Source organism: Caulobacter sp. BE254 (assembly GCF_031457295.1).
In the GTDB taxonomy this organism is placed as follows: Bacteria; Pseudomonadota; Alphaproteobacteria; order Caulobacterales; family Caulobacteraceae; genus Caulobacter.
Window position 1 is genome coordinate 372244 of the sequence record NZ_JAVDWJ010000001.1, and the last position, 20198, is coordinate 392441.

At 65.1% G+C, this 20198-nt stretch carries 20 protein-coding genes; 5 read left to right on the top strand and 15 right to left on the bottom strand.

Annotation, left to right across the window (positions count from 1 at the left end; genetic code table 11):
• Positions 1-8: 8 nt before the first annotated feature.
• The 3 genes from J2X41_RS01690 to J2X41_RS01700 form a co-directional block, all read right to left on the bottom strand.
• A complete protein-coding gene (locus J2X41_RS01690) occupies positions 9-686 on the bottom strand; it encodes a type 1 glutamine amidotransferase domain-containing protein (RefSeq protein ID WP_310079147.1) in 678 nt (225 codons plus the stop codon).
• Between the two features lie 205 nt (positions 687-891).
• Positions 892-1542 (bottom strand): DsbA family oxidoreductase, encoded by a 651-nt coding sequence (locus J2X41_RS01695; RefSeq protein WP_310079148.1) that lies wholly within the window; start codon positions 1540-1542, stop codon positions 892-894.
• 141 nt (positions 1543-1683) lie between these two features.
• Positions 1684-2133 carry a cupin domain-containing protein gene (locus tag J2X41_RS01700; protein ID WP_310079149.1) on the bottom strand — a complete coding sequence of 150 codons (450 nt, stop codon included), beginning with the start codon at positions 2131-2133 and terminating at the stop codon, positions 1684-1686.
• Positions 2134-2323: 190 nt separating this feature from the next.
• Between J2X41_RS01700 and J2X41_RS01705 the strand changes: the two genes are divergently transcribed.
• The gene (locus J2X41_RS01705; RefSeq protein ID WP_310079151.1) at positions 2324-2611 is read left to right on the top strand and encodes a DUF1330 domain-containing protein; all 288 of its coding nucleotides are present in this window, start codon (positions 2324-2326) and stop codon (positions 2609-2611) included.
• Here J2X41_RS01705 and J2X41_RS01710 read toward each other — a convergent pair.
• From J2X41_RS01710 to J2X41_RS01755, 10 genes are all read right to left on the bottom strand, one after another.
• Positions 2592-3071 (bottom strand): hypothetical protein, encoded by a 480-nt coding sequence (locus J2X41_RS01710; protein ID WP_310079153.1) that lies wholly within the window; start codon positions 3069-3071, stop codon positions 2592-2594. The two genes, J2X41_RS01705 and J2X41_RS01710, sit on opposite strands and share 20 nt — an antisense overlap.
• 194 nt (positions 3072-3265) lie before the next feature.
• On the bottom strand, positions 3266-3796 hold the full coding sequence (locus tag J2X41_RS01715; RefSeq protein WP_310079155.1) for a hypothetical protein: 531 nt from the start codon (positions 3794-3796) through the stop codon (positions 3266-3268).
• Between the two features lie 3 nt (positions 3797-3799).
• Complete coding sequence (locus tag J2X41_RS01720) at positions 3800-5311, bottom strand: SAVED domain-containing protein (protein WP_310079157.1); 1512 nt, start codon at positions 5309-5311, stop codon at positions 3800-3802.
• A 37-nt stretch (positions 5312-5348) separates the two neighbouring features.
• Complete coding sequence (locus tag J2X41_RS01725; RefSeq protein WP_310079158.1) at positions 5349-6251, bottom strand: CBASS oligonucleotide cyclase; 903 nt, start codon at positions 6249-6251, stop codon at positions 5349-5351.
• Positions 6251-6751: an HORMA domain containing protein gene (locus tag J2X41_RS01730; RefSeq protein WP_304281566.1), complete on the bottom strand. Its 501-nt coding sequence runs from the start codon at positions 6749-6751 to the stop codon at positions 6251-6253. Before J2X41_RS01730 ends, J2X41_RS01725 begins: the two co-directional genes overlap by 1 nt.
• Complete coding sequence (locus tag J2X41_RS01735) at positions 6748-7224, bottom strand: hypothetical protein (RefSeq protein ID WP_310079159.1); 477 nt, start codon at positions 7222-7224, stop codon at positions 6748-6750. Before J2X41_RS01735 ends, J2X41_RS01730 begins: the two co-directional genes overlap by 4 nt.
• Positions 7221-8048, bottom strand: a complete 828-nt coding sequence (locus J2X41_RS01740) for an AAA family ATPase (protein ID WP_310079160.1) — start codon at positions 8046-8048, stop codon at positions 7221-7223. Before J2X41_RS01740 ends, J2X41_RS01735 begins: the two co-directional genes overlap by 4 nt.
• 1026 nt (positions 8049-9074) lie before the next feature.
• Positions 9075-9713: a hypothetical protein gene (locus J2X41_RS01745; protein ID WP_310079162.1), complete on the bottom strand. Its 639-nt coding sequence runs from the start codon at positions 9711-9713 to the stop codon at positions 9075-9077.
• A gap of 44 nt (positions 9714-9757) precedes the next feature.
• A complete protein-coding gene (locus J2X41_RS01750; protein WP_310079163.1) occupies positions 9758-10933 on the bottom strand; it encodes a tyrosine-type recombinase/integrase in 1176 nt (391 codons plus the stop codon).
• A 425-nt stretch (positions 10934-11358) separates the two neighbouring features.
• Positions 11359-13215, bottom strand: coding sequence for a DUF262 domain-containing protein (locus J2X41_RS01755; protein ID WP_310079164.1), 1857 nt, complete (start codon positions 13213-13215; stop codon positions 11359-11361).
• Positions 13216-13572: 357 nt separating this feature from the next.
• On the opposite strand from J2X41_RS01755, the gene J2X41_RS01760 reads away from it, so the two are divergent.
• From J2X41_RS01760 to prfH, 4 genes are read left to right on the top strand one after another with little or no spacing between them, the layout of a single operon-like run.
• Positions 13573-13713: a hypothetical protein gene (locus J2X41_RS01760; protein WP_310079165.1), complete on the top strand. Its 141-nt coding sequence runs from the start codon at positions 13573-13575 to the stop codon at positions 13711-13713.
• Entirely contained in the window at positions 13703-14191 is a 489-nt protein-coding gene (locus tag J2X41_RS01765; RefSeq protein WP_310079167.1) for a hypothetical protein, read from the top strand. The genes J2X41_RS01760 and J2X41_RS01765 overlap by 11 nt, the downstream gene beginning before the upstream one ends.
• Complete coding sequence (locus tag J2X41_RS01770) at positions 14188-15300, top strand: RNA ligase RtcB family protein (protein ID WP_310079168.1); 1113 nt, start codon at positions 14188-14190, stop codon at positions 15298-15300. Before J2X41_RS01765 ends, J2X41_RS01770 begins: the two co-directional genes overlap by 4 nt.
• Complete coding sequence (gene prfH / locus J2X41_RS01775; protein ID WP_310079169.1) at positions 15297-15923, top strand: peptide chain release factor H; 627 nt, start codon at positions 15297-15299, stop codon at positions 15921-15923. The genes J2X41_RS01770 and prfH overlap by 4 nt, the downstream gene beginning before the upstream one ends.
• Before the next feature lie 123 nt (positions 15924-16046).
• On the opposite strand, the gene J2X41_RS01780 is transcribed toward prfH, so the two are convergent.
• Entirely contained in the window at positions 16047-17060 is a 1014-nt protein-coding gene (locus tag J2X41_RS01780) for a hypothetical protein (protein ID WP_310079170.1), read from the bottom strand.
• Positions 17061-17101: 41 nt separating this feature from the next.
• On the bottom strand, positions 17102-20197 hold the full coding sequence (locus J2X41_RS01785) for an efflux RND transporter permease subunit (RefSeq protein ID WP_310079172.1): 3096 nt from the start codon (positions 20195-20197) through the stop codon (positions 17102-17104).
• Between the last annotated feature and the right edge of the window lies 1 nt (position 20198).

A 20198-nucleotide genomic window follows, 5' to 3' on the forward strand; every position in this document is an offset into this window, starting at 1 on the left:
TCCATGCGCTAGGCGCGAAGCAGCCGCAACAGCTCCAGGGCGCCGTAGGTCGACGATGCCGGGTTCTGACCGGTCACCAGCCGGCCGTCGACGACGGCGAACGGCAGCCAGTTGTCGGTCTTCTCGTAGAGGCCGCCCAACCGCTTGAGCTCGTCTTCGACCAGAAACGGCACGACGTGCGTCAGCTGGACCTCTTCCTCCTCCGTGTTGGTGAAGCCGGTGACGCGCTTGCCCTTCACCAGCGGCTGCCCGTCGTGCATGACCTTGTGCAGCACGGCCGGGGCATGACAGACCGCCGCCACCGGCTTGCCCGCGTCGTAGAAGGCCTCAATCAGCGCGATGGACGCTGGATTGTCGGTCAGGTCCCACATCGGCCCGTGGCCGCCGGGGTAGAAGACGGCGTCGAAACCCTCGTCGGAGACGGTTTCCAGCTTCACGGTGTTGGCCAGCGCCTCCTGGGCTGCCGGATCGCCCTTGAACCGCGCCATGGCGTCGGTCTGGTTGCCGGGCTCGTCGCTCTTGGGATCGATCGGCGGCTGGCCGCCCTTCGGCGAAGCCAAGGTCACTTCGGCGCCGGCGTCCTTGAACACATAGTATGGGGCGGCGAACTCCTCGAGCCAGAACCCGGTCTTGCGGCCGGTGTCCCCGAGCTTGTCGTGAGAGGTCAGAACCATCAGGATCTTCATCAGCGGTCTCCGTCGATAGCGCCTGTCCGGGTCGGGGCCATGGACGCCTGAGCGCCCCGGACTGGTCAGCGCGGGCTTGGAAAACTCCAGGGCTTTGACGCCGTCCTGGGTGGGGTCAGCCTACGGGTCGTCAGACCGGAGGGCCATTGCACCAAGGTGTCGTCGACACCTAGGTCTCGCCCTGTCGAACGGGCAGCGCGTCTTCTCAGGCCGCTTCTGACAGGGCCTTGCGAATAACCTGCTCGAACGCCTCGGGCGGTTGAGCGCCGGAGATCAGGTAGCGCCCATCGACGACCACTGCGGGCACGCCCGTTACGCCCGCCCGCAGCCAGGCTTGCTCGGTCTCTCGCACCTCGTCGGCATACCGTCCGGAGGCGAGCACCTCGCGTGCGGCGGCGCGATCCAGGCCGGCGGACGCCGCGGCGGCCTCCAGCACCTCATGATCGTTCGGGGCCTGCATGTCGGTATGGTACGCGGCGAGCAAGGCGCGCTTCAGCGCCGGCTGGCGGCCTTCGCCCTGCGCCCAGTACAGCAGTCGGTGCGCGTCGAAGGTGTTGTAGAACCGGCTGTCCTCCGTGGTCACCATGTCGAAGCCCACCTTCGCGGCGAGGTCTCGCTGCCGCTCCCGGTTTGCCTTGGCCTGGGCGTGGCCCGTGCCGTACTTGCGCGCGACATTGTCGTAGCGGTTCTCGCCCTCTGGCGGCAGGCCGGGATTGAGCTCGAACGGCTGGAAGCGGATGACCGGCTCGACCAGGTCTTCGAGGCGCTTCAGCGCGACGTCCAGGTTTCCAAGGCCAATGACGCACCAAGGACAGGAAACGTCTGAAACGAAGTCGATCGTGATCGTTCGGGGCATGGGGCATCCAATCCTGGCATGTTGAAGGGCGCTTCGCGCCTGAGCCGGTCGGCTCCCGCTCCGGGCGCATTCGGCAAATGGGACGGGCCTCGCCCAGCCAGAACGGTCACTCTCCGGCCGACACCCTTACGCCGCTCGGTATTATGGCGAGGCCAGACCAGGCTGCCGGGTGTGGTGGCGCGGATCGTTCTCGGCGGCGACATATTCCAACCCCAGCGGCCCCAGGGCCGAAACCTGGGTGACGTATTCGCCGTCTCTGGCCCAGTGGAAATGAGACTGGCCGCCCGGCAGCACGACCAGGCTGCCAGGGGCGAACGCCTGAAGCTTGTTCACATCGAAGATGTCCCCGAGGCCGACGTAAAAGATCCCGGAAATCACGGTGTAGATCCGGTCCTCGGGGTGCCGGTGCGGGGCCATCCGGACGCCGGCGGGCAATTTGACCCGGATCACATAGACGCCCGGCTGACCCGGATCTCCCAGCAGCACCGCCAGGCGCGCCTCGGGCGGAAAGGCGGGGAATGGCCGCCAGGCGACATCCTCTGGCCGAACGAAGTGAAAATGGTCCTGGTCGCGCTGATGTGGGCTCAACATGACGGGCTCCCGCGGATGATCCTGTTCAGATCTCGCAGATGCGCGCCGCGGACTTCGGTCGCCATAGGACCTTGGTGTCGTTGGCAGGCTTGATGAAGCCAAAGATCGGGCTCGATACCAAGGTCTCATCGAATTTGCGCCCGCGGCGTCCCAAATCGGGTGCGGTTCTCACTCAGCAAGGTTCCGCCGCATGGTCGCCTACGCAATCTTCATCCGTGATCGGCTACGCGATCCGGAGACCATCAAGTCCTATTACGAGAAGCTTCCGCGCAGTTTCGAAGGCCGCGACTTCGTGCGCCGCGCCAGCCAGTCCGCACCCCAGGTCCTGGAGGGCGCGGCGATCGAAAGCGTCGTGGTGCTGGAATTCCCCACGATCGAGGCGGCCCGGGACTGGTACGACAGCGACGCCTATCGCGAGGCCCGCGCCTTCCGCCACCTGTCCGCCGACTATCGAGCGTTCATCGTCGAAGGCCTCTGAGCGCGAGCGATACCATGGTGTCGGCGACACCACCCCAACGAGCCTCGGCCGCGACGTCCAGCCTGCGCATCAGGTTGGCTGTCGTGTTCAGTATCCGATCGTGCTTGAGCGTCTCTGCCTCGTTCCCCACTGGAAGGCCGTCTGCGGCCGTCCAAAGAAATGCTCGGCAGACATTCAATAGAGTGTAATAATTCAGGTAGGGCACGCTCATGCCTAGGTTATGCTTGGCAGAATACTCCGAGGCTCCCACCATGATGGATGCGTTTATGACGTATTTCAGGGCCAGGTAGTGTCGCAACATCCATCGGCTATTGTCGGCATCGGTAAAACATTTTGCGATCGTAGCGAACCGCTTCCGCGAGTCGGCGCAGTAAGCGGCAACTTGTTCGTCAGTGACCACGAGTGGAAGCTGGACGTAGTCATAGGCAAAGCCTGAGCCCGTATATTGATCGTATCTCATCGAACCTGCTGTTCCCCCTCGTCATGCAGCATGTCTACGCCTCAAGGCGCAAGCCACCAAACCATGGCGCAGATTGTCTGGCGGGAACATTGGAAGGCGCCATGCGGGATCCGGACGCTCGACCAGGGCCGTAGGCTCGCCGGTTCGGACTTCGGCTAAGTACCAGGCCCTGCCGGTGAGGTCGTCTCGACGACCTATTGGCCTTGGTTGAGGTAGTCCTGCTCGAAACGGTAGGAGCTCGTCCCCTGGACCGTCTCGAAGACATAGTTGGCTAGCGCCCCGATCAGGATGGAGACCCAGCCTCGCCAGAGGGCGCGATCGTCAAGGAACTCCAAGCCCTCGTCGATCACCAGGAAGGGCATCTGAGCGTCATGATCGACATGCGCCTTATGGGCCGTCAGCAGGACGCGCATCTGCTTGGGGTCGGAATGGGCCACGACCTTGTTGCGGAAGATGCGAAGACGCTCATGCAGGGCTTGCTGTTCCGCCGTGGGCACGACGCCCAAGGCCTCGAAGCCAAGCGCCGGCAGACCATCGGCGACCGCGAAGGGTCGCCAATAGGCGATGACCGCGCTCTCCAGGAAGCACCGGTAGCGGCGCAGCTCGATTTTCGAATACCGCGCTGTGACATCCAACTCGTCGAGGAACGCCAGGGCGCTGTTGGCCAGCTCAAGGTCCCGAAGCGAATAGACAAGGCGGAGGTGAAGCTTTTCCTCGGGGCTCATGGCTTACTCGATGACAAAGGACGGCTGGTAGCTCTTGTTGCCCCGGCGATCGAAGTCAAACTCGTAGACGACGCAGGGCGCGACGCCGCGATGTTCCTGACCCAGGAAGAACATAACGCTGTTGGGGCAGGCCGCGAAGATGTGCACGACCGCGTCGGGGTCCTCCCGGGAGTCGCGAACCTGGTTGGCGATCTGCTCGGCCAAGGCTGCGGCGTGGCCGCCGCCGGCGACGACCTGTTGCCCTGGCCCGGACGGCATCGTGAACGTCAGGAGCTTTCCCACACCCTTCAGCGACTTGGCGACATAGGCGCGCGTTTCCTTTTCGGCGTCGCGCGACACGCCCAGCGCCACGGCAATGTCCCTACCCTTGCCCAGCGCCGTCGAGGTCACGACGAGCCTGGCCGCGCCCGCCCCCGTTCCATCGTCGGCGCGCCACTCGCGACTACCGACCCGCCCCTTCTGGACCAGGGTGGTGTCGACGCCCGATTTCACGTCCAGCACCGAGCCGGCCAGGAAGGCGATGGAGGCATGGGCGTCCAGCGACAGGCGAAGCTTCCCCGACCGCCGGGCGGCCTCGGCCAGGAAGGTGGAAACTCGCGGCCCGATGTCGTCCTGCCAGCTGCGATCCGCGCGCAGGTATCGTTGATTGAACGCCTCGGTCAGGACCAGGGTGTTCTCGGGCGAGGCGATGCTCAGGTCGGCCGCCAGACCGTGAAAGCTGCGAATGGCGACCGGCAGCGGCGCGTCCGCCAAGGGCGCGACCTCCGCCAGCAGTCCTTCCTCGGCCAGGATCGCGCGCAAGGTCTCGCGGGTAAAGCTGTTGAGGCGCCGCGATTTGAGGGCCTGGGCCAAGCCGTCATAGCGGAAGTCGGAGTTGTTCCGGCAGGTCAGGGCGCCGACCACCTCCGCCCGCAGATTGACCTGGGCGCGCAACTCATCGAGCGACAACTGCCCATCGAAGATGCGTAGCCCCGAGACGACGGCCTTCAGCTCGTCGTCCGAAGCCAGTCCCAGGTGCTCGCGCCAGAGCTTACGGATCTTGCCGGTCTTGCTTCGGTCGGTGGTTCCGTCGAACAGGCGGTCGATGAGGATCGAGCGATCGGTCCCCGACAGCAGCGGCGACAGAGGGTCGTCGTCATGGATGCGATAGGTGGTCACGAAGTCGAACTGGGCGCCAGCGGGCGCGATCTTCTTGGCCTCGCGCAGCCGCTGGAGAAGCGACACGCTGGTTGCGCCGATGAAGTCCGGCTCGATGAAGTCCTTGTAGCCAAAGCGGCCACCCAGCTCGACGTGCCATTTGACCTGGTGATAGGTCGCAGGCACCCGCACCGGTCCAGACCCCGCGATGGGCGGATCGTATTTGACCACGACGTCGTCGAAGGCCTTGGGCGCGTCGGCCTCGAAGGTGACCTCCACGACGACGGAGTCCGTGGCCAGCATGTGCAGGGCGTTATGCCAGAACACCCGCGCCTGGTACTTGTCGCCGTTCCATCGCGGCGTCACCGCATCGGCCATCATGATCTCCAGAATATGCGGTCGGCGCGACGCGCCCCTACGACAGCGGGAACTTGGGCCCAAAGAGCGCGCGCCAGGCCTTCAGCGCCTCGCCGTTCTTACCCTGCCGGCTCAGATTGATCGCCAGGCTGGCGTCGCGGCTGGCCGTCTGCAGCAGGGTTTTCGCCCGCTGCTTGCGGGCCGCGTCCATGCCGTCGCTGATCGGCGGGCCAAGGCCGGCCGGATCGGGCCATTCGTCGGTTATCCTGTCGGCCAGGGTCTGGAAGAACGACTGGAACTCGTAGTCGAACCGGCCTTGCCAGCCCCCGTACAGGCACTGGAGCGCCATGACCTCGATCAGGAACGAGGGCTTGACCGGCTTTTCACCGTGACGGGGGTTGTTGTTCCAGTATTTGGCCATGCGCACCAAGCCCTTCCATTCGTTGGAATAGGCCTGGTGGGCGGCTACGGCCTTGGAGGCGTGAATTTCCGGATTGGTCTTGATCCACTCGCCCTTGTCGGTGTCGGCGATCTCGTAGTCGCCGCCGCAGGTGAAGGCCGGGACGACATCTACGCTGAGCACCCGGTAGTCGGTGTTGTCCTCGGCGTCGGCGACGATGCCGAAGTTGACATTGACCGAACGGCCCTGCTTGCGGACCGCGCCGGTCCCGTACTTCTCGACCAGGGCGTCATAGAAATCGCCGATGACCATCGACGGCGCCTTGTCGCGGTACGTTTCGCGCTCGGAGTCCTTGAGGACGAAGAAGATGTCGATGTCCTTGAGCGGCTTGGTCTTGGTGTGCCGCTTGTAGGACCCGGTCAGGAAATCCTTCTCGATCTTGAACTTCGTGTGGATGTAGTCGCGCACTTCGGTATGGCGCGCGGTGGCGTTCTTCTGCTCGCGGTCGTTCAGCTCCAGACGGCTTTTGAACTTCCGAAACGCTTCATCGACGGTGAGCATCAGGCCTTCCTCCAGTAACCGGCATTGGCCCCAAGGCCGCTGTGATCGATCGTTGTACCCAGGGACTGCTTGGTGAAGCCGGCCGTAGACCGGGCGCTGGTCTTGCTCCAGCCGGCCACGTCGGGGCGGCCCGGCTTGGTGTGCAGCAGCAGACGGTATCTGGCCTGGCTGGGCCACACGCCGGCCTTGAGGATCGCGTACTTCAACTGCTCGGTGTCGACCCAGAAGTTGCCGTCGCCGGAGCTCCAGCCGTAGACGACGTCCATGTCCCATCGAACAAGAAGCGCGTCGGTCTTGGGATCGAAAATCTCCAGCTTGACGGTTTCGAGGTCGCCGGTGTCGAGCCAGGTGCGGATCCCCCGCATGTTGACGTCCCAGTCGTCGATGAATGCGGCGGGGTCCAGGCCGCTCAGACGGATGATGTCCTTGAGGCTCTTGAGCATGTTGTCGGCCACGTAGGTGACCGAGTGGGTGTAGGTGTTGACGGTGACGGCGGTCATGACCCGAGGAATCCTTTCGGGTCCAGGACAAGACCGGCGGCCCTCTGGCCACTGCTGGCGCTTTCGCCGCCAATGGCCGAGGCCTTGTCCCGGGCGGTAATGCGCGTGCTGTGCTTTTTCAGCGCCCCCTGGACCCAAGCCAGGTCGTCGGGCTCGCAAGGGAGCGACACGCGCCAATCGCCGTCCAGGGGATCATAGCCAAGGGCGTCTTCGTTCGCGTCCGAGCCGTCGATGGCGTCATCGTCGTAGAGGCAATAGATGCGGGTGCGCGGCCCATCGCAGGTGACGACGATGGCCGCGTCCTTGGCCGCCATGTCTGCGATGATGCTGGAGGCGACGCCAGCCACGGCCAGCAATTCGTCGCGTTTGGCGCCGGTCGCGCCCCCCGTCAGAAGATCGACGACGGCCCGCCAGGTGGCGCCGGCATCGCGTTGAGGCGTGCTGGAAAACCTGCGGCTGGCGACGGTGGTCATTTCGACTCCCCCCCCATGCGATTGGCCTTGGCGCGCTGGGCGGCGCGCAGCACGTCATCGAGCGTGACCTTGGCCGGATCCATCGCCACCTCCTGGCGACAGGCCAAGGCGTTGGCCACCATCTTGCGGATCGCGCGGCCATCGAGCCCGACGCATTCCTGGGCGCAGCGCTCAATGCCCGGCGCGGACGCCAGGCGACCGATCTCGGGATAGGTCCTCCCCAGGCCCGTCAGGCAGTCGCGCAGGATCTGGCCGCAGGCCGCCCGGTCGGGCAACGGCACGCGCAGGACCAGGTCGCAGCGGGAGGTGAACGCGCTGTCGACGGCGTCGGGAAAATTGCTCGTTGCCACGAAGAGCAGATCGGGGAACCGCTCGGCTAGCGCGTCCAACTGCACTAGGACCGCGTCGGTGGCGCGGTGGATATCGATGGGGTTGGCTTCCAGGCTCATCTTCGAGCGGTCGGCCGCCAGGGTCTCGACCTCGTCCAATAAGACGATCGTGGGCCCGCTCATGGCGGCCTCGGCGATCGCTTGGGAAAAGAGGTCCGAAACTGCCCGCTGGGTTTTGCCCATCGCCGAGCTGGTCAGGGAATGGGGCTCGACTTCCAGCAGCTTGAACCGGCCGCCCCGGAACGCCATCGCCGTGCGATGAGCCAGCCCCCGCGCCAGCGACGTCTTGCCTGTGCCGGGCTCACCGGTGAGCAGGATCACGCCGTGCAGGGGAATGACGGTCCGATCGACCTTTCCCCGCAGGGTGAAGTTGAGAACCGCCTGGGACAGAAGCTGCTTTTTGGTCTCCTCCTCGATGACGATGGAGTCCCACAAAGCGCCCAGCTTCTCGTCCGGCAGCGGCCGGCTGCGGCTGATGCCCTTGGGCAGCTCCGCGTTATAGGCGTGACCGTCCCTCATAGCTGGACCTCCAGGCAAGCGGCCTGACGGGCCGGCGGCGTTGAACGAGGACAGCAGTGGACGGTGTCGAGGTCGGCGCTAGGGACCATGGGTCCCTCCTTTGGTTGGCGCTCGGCCGCTGAATGGCTGTGGCATTCACGGTCGCGGGCGGATGTAACCAGACCTCCCCGACAAAATGGGACGTAGGGTCAGCCGCCAGCGCGCGCTGTACCTACTAAGGGTCCTTCACGACCCTGGAGGAATGATTTGGAAACATCCGAGCCGGCCAACGGCGCTGTTAGCAGTCGCGGCCATTGTGTGCTTACGCGGCCGCCGCTATTGCTCGCTCACCGACTCGGAAACGGGTTGGGAATCGGGTGAGAGGATGGACTTTCCGGTGACCGGCAAAGTTCCAGGATGTTCCGTCCTCTCCCCACCATCAGCGATCTACGCTGCTTCAATGCTTTTCAGCCGTCGCTCCTGCTTTGAAGACGTCCTGAACATCCGACCAAACCCGTCGGCGAGATAAGCAAACTCAAATGACGTGGGAGTGGAAACCGGAATCATCCACTCGCCAGTACCCGATAATACGAGTCGGCTGTGGGCGGAAAGACCCCATTTACCAATTCCGACTATGAGGCCGATTCGTCCCACCTGTCGACCTTCAAGTCAAGATGTAGTGGTCCAGGCGTCCATAGCCTCCAGATCGTGGTGAGATCGGACTGCGAGCGGCGGGTTTGAACCGGCGCCGCTCCGCTTCCGATCGCCAAGCATCCCCAGATAATTGCCGGCACGCGGGTCGAGCCGAGCGCGCCTAGCGCCTCGTCCTAAGGAATGCCGCACCGACATGTGGCTGCGTTCGAATACGTGTTGCCCCAAACGCAATTAGACAGATCGCACTCTCTGCGCAGCCCGCCGGGTGCACTGACGGGCCCTCCGGCCCTTCCACAATGCCAACACACGCTAAACCGCCCGCTCCATCGGGAAGCTGTGAGCCACGCCAACGGCTTCGATCATCCGCGCGCCCATGGTGTCGGCCAGGCGGAAGCCGTGCCGCTCGAATGCGGCCCGCAAAGGCCGATTGGCGGCCGTCAGCGTCAGCTTCTCCACACCCAGCGCGGCGGCGGCCGCCCGCAGATTTTCCAACAGAACACCGAAAAGTCGAAGGCTGGCATACTTCTGATCGACCCATCGGGAATCCTGCCTCGGCCGGTTCGGGTCGAGGAGCAGCACGTCGCCGATATGCAGATGGTTGGGGTATAAGTGGGCCAGGCTGACCGAAGCGAACGGCTCCGGCGCGCCAGGCATCCGCGCCTCGGCATAGTGGAAATCGAGAAGCGCCCGCCGCCCAAGCGCCGCTTCGACGTGCCGAATAAACCAGGGGTCCTCATCGTTGATGGGCCCCGCCAGCATCTGGGGATCGAGATCGTCATGTCGGCCCGAGGATAAGGCGTGGTCCCAGGTCGCGAACCCGAAGGCGATCATGGTGTTTGGGTTATCCGCCGTGAAAGCCTCCAGTCCCTGCACGTCGAGGTCGCGGAACACCGCCCCTGGCACGGCCGCCGCGATCTCAGCCCTCGGAAAGACGTCGGCAAGGCGCATGGGCGAGTTGTCTCCTGTGGGTGCGCCTATGGGCGGCGATGGTCTCAAAATATCGTCCCCAATACCCGCCAGGTATCGAGGACGATCGGCACGCCGTTCATCAAGGTCGAGGACGAGGGGAACTGTACGAACTCGCCTTCGCCACTCTGGCCGACGTTCTCAAGATAGTAGACCGATGGCGCGCCCGGCATCTGCTTGCCGAGGCGTTTGAGGTAGGCAAGCCCCGGCAACTTCCGAAGCTGATGGAAAATATTCTCTATCGTGGATGCGGACAGTTCGGCACCGGTTCTCAGATTCACGAACAGGAAGCCATGCCGCATTGCGCGTGACGGTGCCTCGGCCCTCACCCGCAAAATATAGGTCGACAGCAGGTCTACGACGTTCGACCGAAGATCTAGCAACCTGCCCTGGGTCTTGAGCACGGGCTGACGCCGCCTCGAATCTCTGCTGTTGTCAGGGCGACGGATCAGGCGGACCTGCCCCTTCTGGAGATCCACGTCCTCGACGCGCAGCGCGAGCAATTCGCCGCGGCGTAGGCCCAATTGCAGCAGGAGGGTGATCATCAGCAGATTGCGCTGGCGAACGGCCTGACCCTTCCAAGGATTTGCATCGCTTACTGGATTGATGGCATCGAGCAACGTGTTCCGCTCGTCATCGTCCAGTCCATGGCGGGTCTCGCACCGCCGGCCCAGGCTAGTTGACCGCGCTACAAGCGAACGGAGCAGTTCGTCGCGCGCTGTGCGGTATGCCTGCTGGGCGTCAGGCTGGTGGCCCAAGGCGAAGAGCCGCCGCTCGCTGAGCCAAGCCAAATAGCGCCGCACCGCCCCGCGTCGATTGCCTACGGTGTCGCGGGCGAGACCCGCCGGCTTCCGGCCAAGTTTCACAACGTTTCGCGAGCACCGGTTGGAAGCCGAAATCATCTCGCCTAGGTCGGCGATCGGACGTGCGGTTGCATCCCAGAGACCATCGACTTCGTGGCCTCGAAATAACGTGCCCGAGTTGATGCGGTCGTCGAGAGAAATACCTTCAGCGTGACACCACAAAAGCAGAACCTGCACGCCAATAAGATGTTGTGCGATCGTATTGGCGGCGCGCGATCGGAGGGCCGTGATCACGTAGATCGTCGGCAAAAGAAGCGGAACGCCAGCGTCACGATCGATCAGGATCGGGATCCGCTCTCCGCACGGTCGGACGTGCAATCGGACGACGGGCCAAACCATGTGGACGCTCCGAGCGAGGTGGGCCTTTTAAGGCTACGACCACCGACGAGCGCTCGGGAAGGTGCAATAAAAAACGGCCGGCTCCAAGGAGAACCTGCCGCTGTTTACAGATCTAGCGTTGCTCCGCTCTAGAACGGTTATGCACACCTATCGGGCTGCAACAGCTGGCAAGCATCTGATCCACAGAAGCTTTTTCGTTTTCACTCAGCAAAAATGACAACAACTAGCTGTTTTGGCTTCGTTTTTGTTGCGCGGCGCGAGCCTTTCCGCTCGCGCGCGCCGCGCATCTTTTCTTTCAAGATGAGGATGAGGGGGGCCGGGGGAGAAGGAGAAGTGCGACGCTAAAACGGACGTTGGCGGAGTTAGGGTGACGCGGAGGATCTAGCTCAACCGTAGCCGAACACGTTCTGCCGCCGCTCGCCACCCTAGGCCTCGACGGCCTCGACGTTCTTGCTAGCCGCATCCGTCTGACTCTGCACGGCCGCCTCGCGGATCGACCAGACATCGAGCGCTGTATTGGCGTACCAATCGCGCCGCTGCTCGACCGCCGCGCTACTCCATTCCGGAGCGGGGTCGAGGCGCTGCATCGCACGCGTGATCTGATCGTTCTTGCCGACCTTCAGCCTCTTCTGCTGACAGCGCGTCAGGAGGAATTTCGAGGACGGATAGACCTCGCACTTTGCTGAATAGCTTGCGTTGCTGGCGACGCTGTTGACGCTCTTTTCCAGCAGTATGAGATTGCCGAGGCTGGCGATGACATACTGGTCACGCGCGCCCTTGCCGAACTCCCCGGCCGCCGTCGGCGTCACACCCTGCGCCAGCACATGCTCGACCTCGACCGCCGAACTCAGATACGGTGCCAGCGCCTCATGCTGCTGGCGGCCATAGGCCTGCATATCGAAATACTGGGTCACCTTGGCAAGGAAGTATTTCAGCCGGAATTGCCGAACGTCCCAGGTGTGAAGCGCCTGCAACGCCGTGACGAACTTCTGGTGATGAGCACGCTTCTCGGCGAACACGAAGCCCTTCTCGAACGCCTCGAACTCAACAGGGGTCTTCACCGCCCGCACGGCGCGCGCGGCGGCAATGATCGAGCGCTCATAATCCTTGGCCGGCACGCCGGCGAAGAGCCAAAGGCACATCACCTGTTCGATGCCGTCGCAAAGACGCGTGAACTGTGCCGGCGGGAGGTGGCGGCCGGCCAACAGCAGAACAAAGTGCTGCTTGATCGCGCTGCCGCCCAGCGCTCGCGTGTTCACCAAACCGTGCTCTAGCCCCCCGGCCGGGTTTTCGCCACGCGAGAAGTGAGCATAGGCCTTGGCGGCGGCCTTGAGCGTCGCGGCAAAGCCGAGCGGATCGACGACATGGCCGGTCTGAGCGCTGGCCTTGGTCAGCCAGTCGTAAATGTCCTCCTCGCGTAGCTTGGAGTCCCTCACGTCATAACTGGCCAGGATAAGATAGCGCAGGAACCGCAGGGGCTTCTCGCCGGCATCGAACAGTTCCTGGGTCAGGTCCTTCCATTCCGCCTTCAAGGTGGCGAACTGGCTTTCCTTAGCGCTCATGAAGAGCAAGTTCTTCAGCAGATCCATGCCGTCGAGCCCGATCCCGCGGTCGTTGATCGTCTCGAAGATCTTCAGCGCCCGGCTGACTCCCGGCGTCCGGATCCGGATGAGCTTCACCTTATTGGTGAAATAGCCGTGGAACCGGCGAAGTTGGTCCGCGTCGTGCCCGAATTTGTCGCGCAGAAACTCCCGGATGGTACCGTAAGCGTTCGCCAGATTCCGGATCGACCTAGTTGTCGTGCGCGGCGCTTCGGCTCCGCGCCCTGCGCCATATTCTGAGAGAACGCCGCCTGCGTCTTCGTACTGCAACTCAAGTCGCATCCGTGGTTCCGTCAAGCCACGCCAATCGGTGTGCGAGGACGAAATCTGGTCGATCAACGAAGGTGGAACAGTCGCGCTCAGCTCGACGAGGGCGTCGCGTAGCGCGCAAAGGGTTAGGAAACTCGTAGTGGTTCGCTGCTGTCCGTCGATTAGGTCGAACACGCCGTCCTTCGGCTCCCACACGACGGTCGTGCCGATGAAATATTCCGGCGCGTCATCGTCAGTGGCCGCTTCGAACTCGTTTTGGATGTCCTGCAGGAACTGATCGACCTGATCGCCGCCTTCCCCCTTGGGACCTTTTTCGCCCCAGACATATTCACGCTGATAATCCGGCACGCGATAGTAAGACTGGAACACCCGCGCGAGGCTCAGATCTTCGGAATCGATCGTCTTCGACATGCCGCCCCCGGCCTTTTTGAATCGCACAACGATAGGTCAAGTTGGTGGCGTGTCCACGCGGAATCGTTGCCCCGATGCGTCGGCGGCCGCGCTGCGCCAGGAACGGACCTTGATGCGTATCCAGATTCCGGACCTTCAGCCTCGGGAGCCAAGGGCGTGGTCCGACCTAAAGCGCAAATAGATCGGTCGCCCTCACCCCGACGAAGCCGGCCTCTTGAATTTGACTTCAAGATGCCATAGTGAGCGTCACAGCCAAGCCCGGCGTGTTTCTGAAACTGGAAAGGAGAACATCATGCGAGCGACTTCAGCCCGTCAAGAAAATCTCCTCATAATCCAGACTCTTCAGGAACAGATTGCATGGGCAATTCGCTGTCGGGCGATGTCACTCGCCTGACCCCTTTCGGCAGGGTGAAAACACCTCGCCGTATCTTCAAATATCCGCTGTTCAGCCAGACGCCGTCGGCTTCCGTTTCTCGGGAGGGCCGTCATGCGCGCTGACATGTTCAAAGTCGTCGTCGAGCGACCACGATGGGGCGCCGGGCATGCGCCATCACCGAAACTGAAAAGGACACCTGATCCGAATATCCAATACATTGGCCTGAAACGTCACGCGTACATCGCGGCGCCCTATTCAAAATCGCTCAACGAAAACCTCGCACCTCTCGTGCGATTTTTGCGAAGCCGAAGGGGGCGTCCATGGGACAGCGTGTTCAGCGAGATCTGCGCCACTCTCGACACCGGCAGCACGATCAAGATGCATGTGCGCTCGCACATCGAGGACTACGTCCTGACGCGCATCTCGGTCGGGCGGCGCGGCGAGTGGATGCACGAGGGTGAGGTGCTCGGGCGCGAGGACCGATGGCGTCGCCGACGGGCGTTCTTCGTCGATCCGCGTGATGGGATCCTCAAGGACATCAAGGGCCTCGCCCAATGCCTGCCCGCAGCCAATTGCGGCGGGAAAGGCGGTGCGCTGTGAGCCTGTCTCCTAAAATCACGCTGATCTCGGCGGACCCCTCCCGCCTGGATCCGGCCGCCATCGATCAACTAGAGGCGTCGGCCCGCTATGAGGGGATCGAGCGCGTCGTCGGCCTGCCCGATCTGCATGTCGGCGCCGGGATCGCGGTGGGCGCCGCATTCTGGTCGCCGGATCGGATCTGGCCACATCTCGTGGGCGGCGACATCGGTTGCGGCATGGGCCTGTGGGAACTGAGCAGCCCCTTGCGCAAGTTCAGACTCGGGTCCGTGGAGCGCAAGCTCCACGGCCTCGACGAGCCCTGGTCGGGCGACACCCTGGCCGCCGTGGCGGGTTTCGAACTGCCACCGAATTTGGCCGGCCCGGCGCTGGGCACAATCGGCGGCGGCAACCACTTCGTGGAATTCCAGCGGATCGAAGAGGTCGTCGACGGCGAACGTTTCGAAACACTGGGCCTGCAGGCGGATCGTGTGTGGATGATGGTTCACAGCGGATCGCGGGGATTGGGACAGGCTGTTCTTCAGGCGCACAAGACGGAGCCCGTCAGCGCCGGGCTGCTCGCGGCCGGCCTTGCGGGGCAAGCCTATCTTGCCGAGCATGATCAGGCTCAGGCCTGGGCCGTGCTGAACCGGCGGATCATCGCGCAACGCTTCTGCGACGCCATCGGCGCCGAGGGGCGGCCTGTGCTCGACATCTGCCACAACTGCGTGACGCCCCACCTTGGCGGATGGCTGCACCGCAAGGGCGCAGCCCCGGCCGATCGCGGGCTGGTCGCCATCCCGGGATCGCGCGGCGATTTCAGCTACCTGGTCGAACCGATCGCCGACGGCGCTGACCGGGCCCTTAGCTCGCTCGCCCACGGCGCTGGGCGCAAGTGGAGCCGCTCGGACGCGCACGCAAGGCTGTCCGCGCGTTTCCGCATCGCCGATCTTCAGCGGACGGAGCTCGGCAGCCATGTCGTCTGCGAGGATCGCCGGTTGATCTATGAGGAAGCGCCCCAGGCCTACAAGGACATCCGGCGGGTCGTGGCCGACCTTGAACACGCCGGTCTGGTGCGCGTCATCGCGCGGCTGCGTCCCCTGCTCAGCTACAAGACAAGGGCGGCGTCATGAGCGAGGTCATCTTGCACCTGACGTCCGGGCAGGGACCGCAGGAATGTCGGTGGGTCGTCGCTCAATTGGCGGCCGCCTACGCCCGCGAAGCCGAGGCCTATGGCGTCGTCTGCGAGGTCCTGGAAGGCTTTGAGGATTATCCCTCATCGCTGCTGATGCGCGTCAGCGGCGACCAGGCGCCGGCGTTCGTCGCCGGGCGGACCGGCACGGTCCTGTGGATCGGCGATAGTCCGTTTCGGCCTGGCCATAACCGCAGAAACTGGTTCGTGGGCGTCGCCCTCGCGCCAGAGCCTGACCTTATCCCTGACTTGAAGGCCGAGGACATCGACTACCAGACCCTGCGCGCCAGCGGTCCGGGCGGCCAGCATGTCAACAAGACCGATAGCGCCGTGCGCGCCACCCACCGCCCCACCGGTCTGGTCGCCACCGCGCAAGAGCAGCGCTCGCAGCACGCTAACCGCAAGTTGGCGCGGTTGAAACTCGCCATGATGATCGAAGAACAGCGGGGCGCGTCACGCGACAAGGCCCGCCGATCGCAATGGAGCCTCAACCAGCAACTTGAGCGCGGCAATCCTGTCAGAACCTACAAGGGGGTCCGCTTCACGCCGAAATCCGCGACCTGAATCCAAACGGGCTGGGCGAAATCCTGCGAATTTCGCCTACCCCTCTGGGTCGTTGGACACGTCCGCTTAGCCAGCGCGATAGCGCCAATAGCGGAAGTTGGTATCGCTCCAGGAAGGCGACGTTCAGCGTCCCACGACGAGGATCGCGAAACTACCCGGCTTGACCCGTGCCCGGCCACCTGGCTGGGAGGGGCTGTCGTATTCGGCCGAGGGCAGATAGACCTTGCCCGTCTTGGGATCGAGCGCGCCGGTGCGGGCTCCCAGACGGGTCTGAAGCGTCTGGACCAGGACCACATCCTTGGGGCCGCGCACGGCGAGCACCGACAAGGTCCCCGTCCCGCCGCTGGGCACATAGGCCAGGTGGCGCCAGGCGTCGTAGAAGGCCGCGTCGGGCTCTTCGCCGACTGGCAAGCTGGCCACGACCTTGCCGGAGACCGACGACACGACCTCGGCCTTGCCGTTGGCGCAGGCGGCGATCAGCAGGTGGACGTCGGCGGCGTAGGCCAGGCCGCTGGGCTCGTCGCAGCCGGCCATGGCCCAGTGAGCGACGACCTTGCGCGCGGCGGTGTCGATGACGGCGATCTCGCTCTTGTCCTCGATATTGACGAACACCCGGCCTCGGCCGTCTGAAACGCCGAACTCCAGCTTGCCGCCGACCGGGATCACCCCCACCGCCTTGGCCGCCTTGGCGTCGATCAGCGTAATGTCGCCGCTGCGACCGTTCATGACGAAGGCCAGGCCGCTGGCGGGGTCGAACAGCGCCGCATCCGGATTCTGACCGGTCGCGACCGTGGCGCGGACCATGCCGGTCATGGCGTCGACCAGAGTGGCGGTATTGGCGCCGCCGTTGGTGACCAGCAGTTCGTCACCGCCCGGCAGCGGCAAGGCGATATGTGCGCGCTGGGCGGCCACCAGCGCCGGCGTGACCATGCCTGTGTCGACATCAATGGCGGTGACCGCCGCGCCGTGCGCCACGTATAGGCGGCGGTGGACGGGGTCGAAATTGGCGTAGTCCCAGCCGCCGTCCGGACCGGCGATGCGGTCGACGATCTTCATCGGCTCTGGCGCGGCCAGGGCCTGGGCGGCCGTCGCGACGGTCAGGGCCAGGATGGAGGCGGCCAGGAACTTGGTCTTCATGGGGAAATCCTGCTGAGACGAGCCGAACGACAAGGGGTGAACTAGGGGACTTCCGCCGCGCCGACCGAGCGCGGCGCGCGGCCGTAGCGCCAGATCAGGGACGGCAGCACGACGAGACTCGCGATGGTCGAGGTGATCAGGCCGCCCAGGATGACGATGGCCATCGGTCCTTGGATCTCACGGCCGGCCTGGCCGGTCTGGACGGCCAGCGGCAGGACGCCCAAGGCCGTGACCAGGGCGGTCATCAGGATCGGCGTCACCCGCTCGCGGGTCGCCTGGGCCAGGGTGGCCAGCGACCAGTCGCGGCCTTCCACCGTGATCAGGTTGTCCAGGTGCGAGACCAGCAGGATGGCGTTGCGAGCCGCGACGCCGAACAGGGTCACGAAGCCGACCAGCGATCCCAGCGACAAGCTGGCGCCGGTCAGGGCCACGGCGATCACCCCGCCGACCAGAGCGAACGGCGCGGAGGCCAGGATCAGGCCAACCGCGCGACCGTCGCCGAAGGTGATCAGCAGCACGGCCACCACGGCGATCAGGGCGATGGCGACGTTGAACAGCAGCTGGCGCTGCGCGGCCTGCGTCCCGGCGGCCGTGCCGACATAGTCGACATAGACGCCCGGCGGCAGGCGAACCTGGCTGGCGATGGCGGCCTGTACGGCCTTGGTCACCTTGGCGGCGTCCTGGGGCGGCGGATTGGTGGTGATCACCTGCCGCTGGCGCCCGCCCTCGTGCGAGACGCTGGTGCGGCCGTCGGTCAGGTAGACGTGGGCCACCGCTTTGAGCGGCACGACCTGGCCGCTGGTCGAGCGGATCAGCAGTTCACCCACCGCCTCGGGATCCTGGCGGGTGTCCGGCGTGGTGGTCACCGCGATGTCGAGGGCGCGGCTCTCCTGGTAGACCTGGGCGGCGACCGAGCCCTGATAGGCCGTCTGGACCGCGTCCAGCACCTCGGCCGGCGCCAGGCCGTAGCGGGCCAGGGCCGGCAGGTCGAGATCGGCGCGGATCATCGGCGTGCTGGGCGGGGTCTGGATCTTCACGTCGACCGCGCCAGGGACCTTCTCCATGACGGCGGCGATCTGGGCGGCGGTCTCGTCCAGGGTGTCCAGATCGGCGCCGTAGACGCCGACGGCCAGGGCGGCGGTCTCGCCCGACAGGGACTCCCCGATCCGGTCGCCCAGGAAGGTCAACACCTCGGTCTCCAGGCCCGGATAGGCGTCCAGCGTCTTGTGGATCTCCTCCTGGATGCGGTCCTGATCCTTGCCGGGCAGCCTGGGCTTCAGCTCGACGTGGAATTCGCTGCGTTCCGTGCCCCAGGTGTCCTCCCCGCCCGAGGCGCGGCCGATCGTCTGCTCGACGCTCTGGACCCCGTCGATGGCCAGCAGGTCGTGGGTGATGCCCTCGCCGTACTTGCGCATCACCGACAGCGAGGCGCCGGGCGGGCCGGCGACGCCGAGCACGAAGTGACCTTCGCGGAAGCTGGGCAGCAGCTCGGAATTGAACAGCATCAGGCCGGCGACGGTGACGATCGTCGCCAGGATCGCGCCGATCGCGGCCAGCACCGGACGGCCTGCCGCGCGAACTAGCACGGCCTCGTGCCAGGCCTTGGCCCGCAGGATCACGCCCGGCTCGTCCGGCAGGCGGGTGTTGGACAGCATCAGCAGGCAGAGCGGCGGGGTGACGACGATGGCCACAGCCAGGGAGGCGACGGTGGCCAGGATGAACGAGGCCGCCAGGGGCGAGAAGAACGCCCCCTGCAGTCCGCCCAGCATCAGCACCGGGGTCAGCGCCAGGGCCACGACCAGTGTGGCGTAGATTACCGGCGCGCGCACCTCCAGCGAGGCGGCCAGCACCGTGGCCGCGGCGGGCGCGTCGCCGCGCGAGCGCAGGCGGCGGACGATGTTCTCAACGTCGATGACCGCGTCGTCGACCACCACCCCCAACGCCACGGCCAGACCGCCCAGGGTCATGGTGTTGAGGGTCCAGCCCAGGGCGTCCAGCACGATCACCGCGGTCAGCAGCGACAGCGGGATCGAGACGAACGACACCAGCACCGTGCGCAGGTCGCGCATGAACAGCAGCAGCACCACGGCGATCAGCACCGCGCCTATGACCAGGTCCTCGGCGATGCCGCTCAGGGCGGCGGCGATGAAATTGGCCGGACGGTGCAAGCCGGCGTCTACCTTCACGCCTTGGGCCTCCAGCGCTGGCCTCAGCTCGGCCAGGGCGGCCTCGACAGCGTGAGTGGCGTCCAGAGTGTTGGCCCCGTATTGGCTGGACAGGTTCACCAGCACGCCGGGCTTGCCCATGATCAGGGCCGCGCCGGTATCGGGGGCCGGGGCGTCGACCACGTCGGCCACGTCCCCCACCCGCATCGGCGCGCCGCTGGCGCCGCCGGGGATCGGAGCGGCCGCGATGTCGGTAGCGCTCATGGCCTGGCCGCGTGCATCGATCAAGATCCGCTGCTCGGGGGTGTCGATGAAGCCGCCGCCGCTGACGCCGGTGGAGGCCTTCACCGCCGCCACCATGTCCGCCAGCGACAGGTCTCGCGCCGCCAGGTCGTCGGGTCGGACGCGCACCTCGAACCGTCGCACTTCGCCGCCATAGACCGTGGCCCGGGCCACGCCGGCAGCGGCCAGCAGGCGCGGCCGCACGGTCCACTGCACCAGGTCGCGCAGCTGCATGGGGGTCAGCTTGTCGGAGGTGAAGCCGATCTTCAGCAGGTCCATGGTCGAGGAGGTCAGGGGCGCGACCTTGGGCGGCAGCACGCCGGCCGGCAGGGCGCCCTGCACCTCGGCCAGCGCCTCGGCCACCACTTGGCGGGCGCGATAGGGTTCGGCCCCTTCGGCAAACGTGACGCTGACGATCGAGATGCCCTGGATGGACTCCGAGCGCACCGTGGCTACGCCCGACGCGCCGTTGACCGCCTGCTCGACGGCCCGGGTGACCAGTTGCTCCACCTGTTCGGCGGTCAGGCCCGGAGCCTCGGTCTGGATCTCGGCCTGGGCCGGCACAAACTCTGGAAAGACGTCGAACTTGGCATGGGCCAGGACGATGCAGCCGTACAGGAACAGCAGCAGGGCGGTGACGGCGACCAGGCGCGGCCGGGCCAGAGACCAGCGGACAATGGCGCTGAGCATC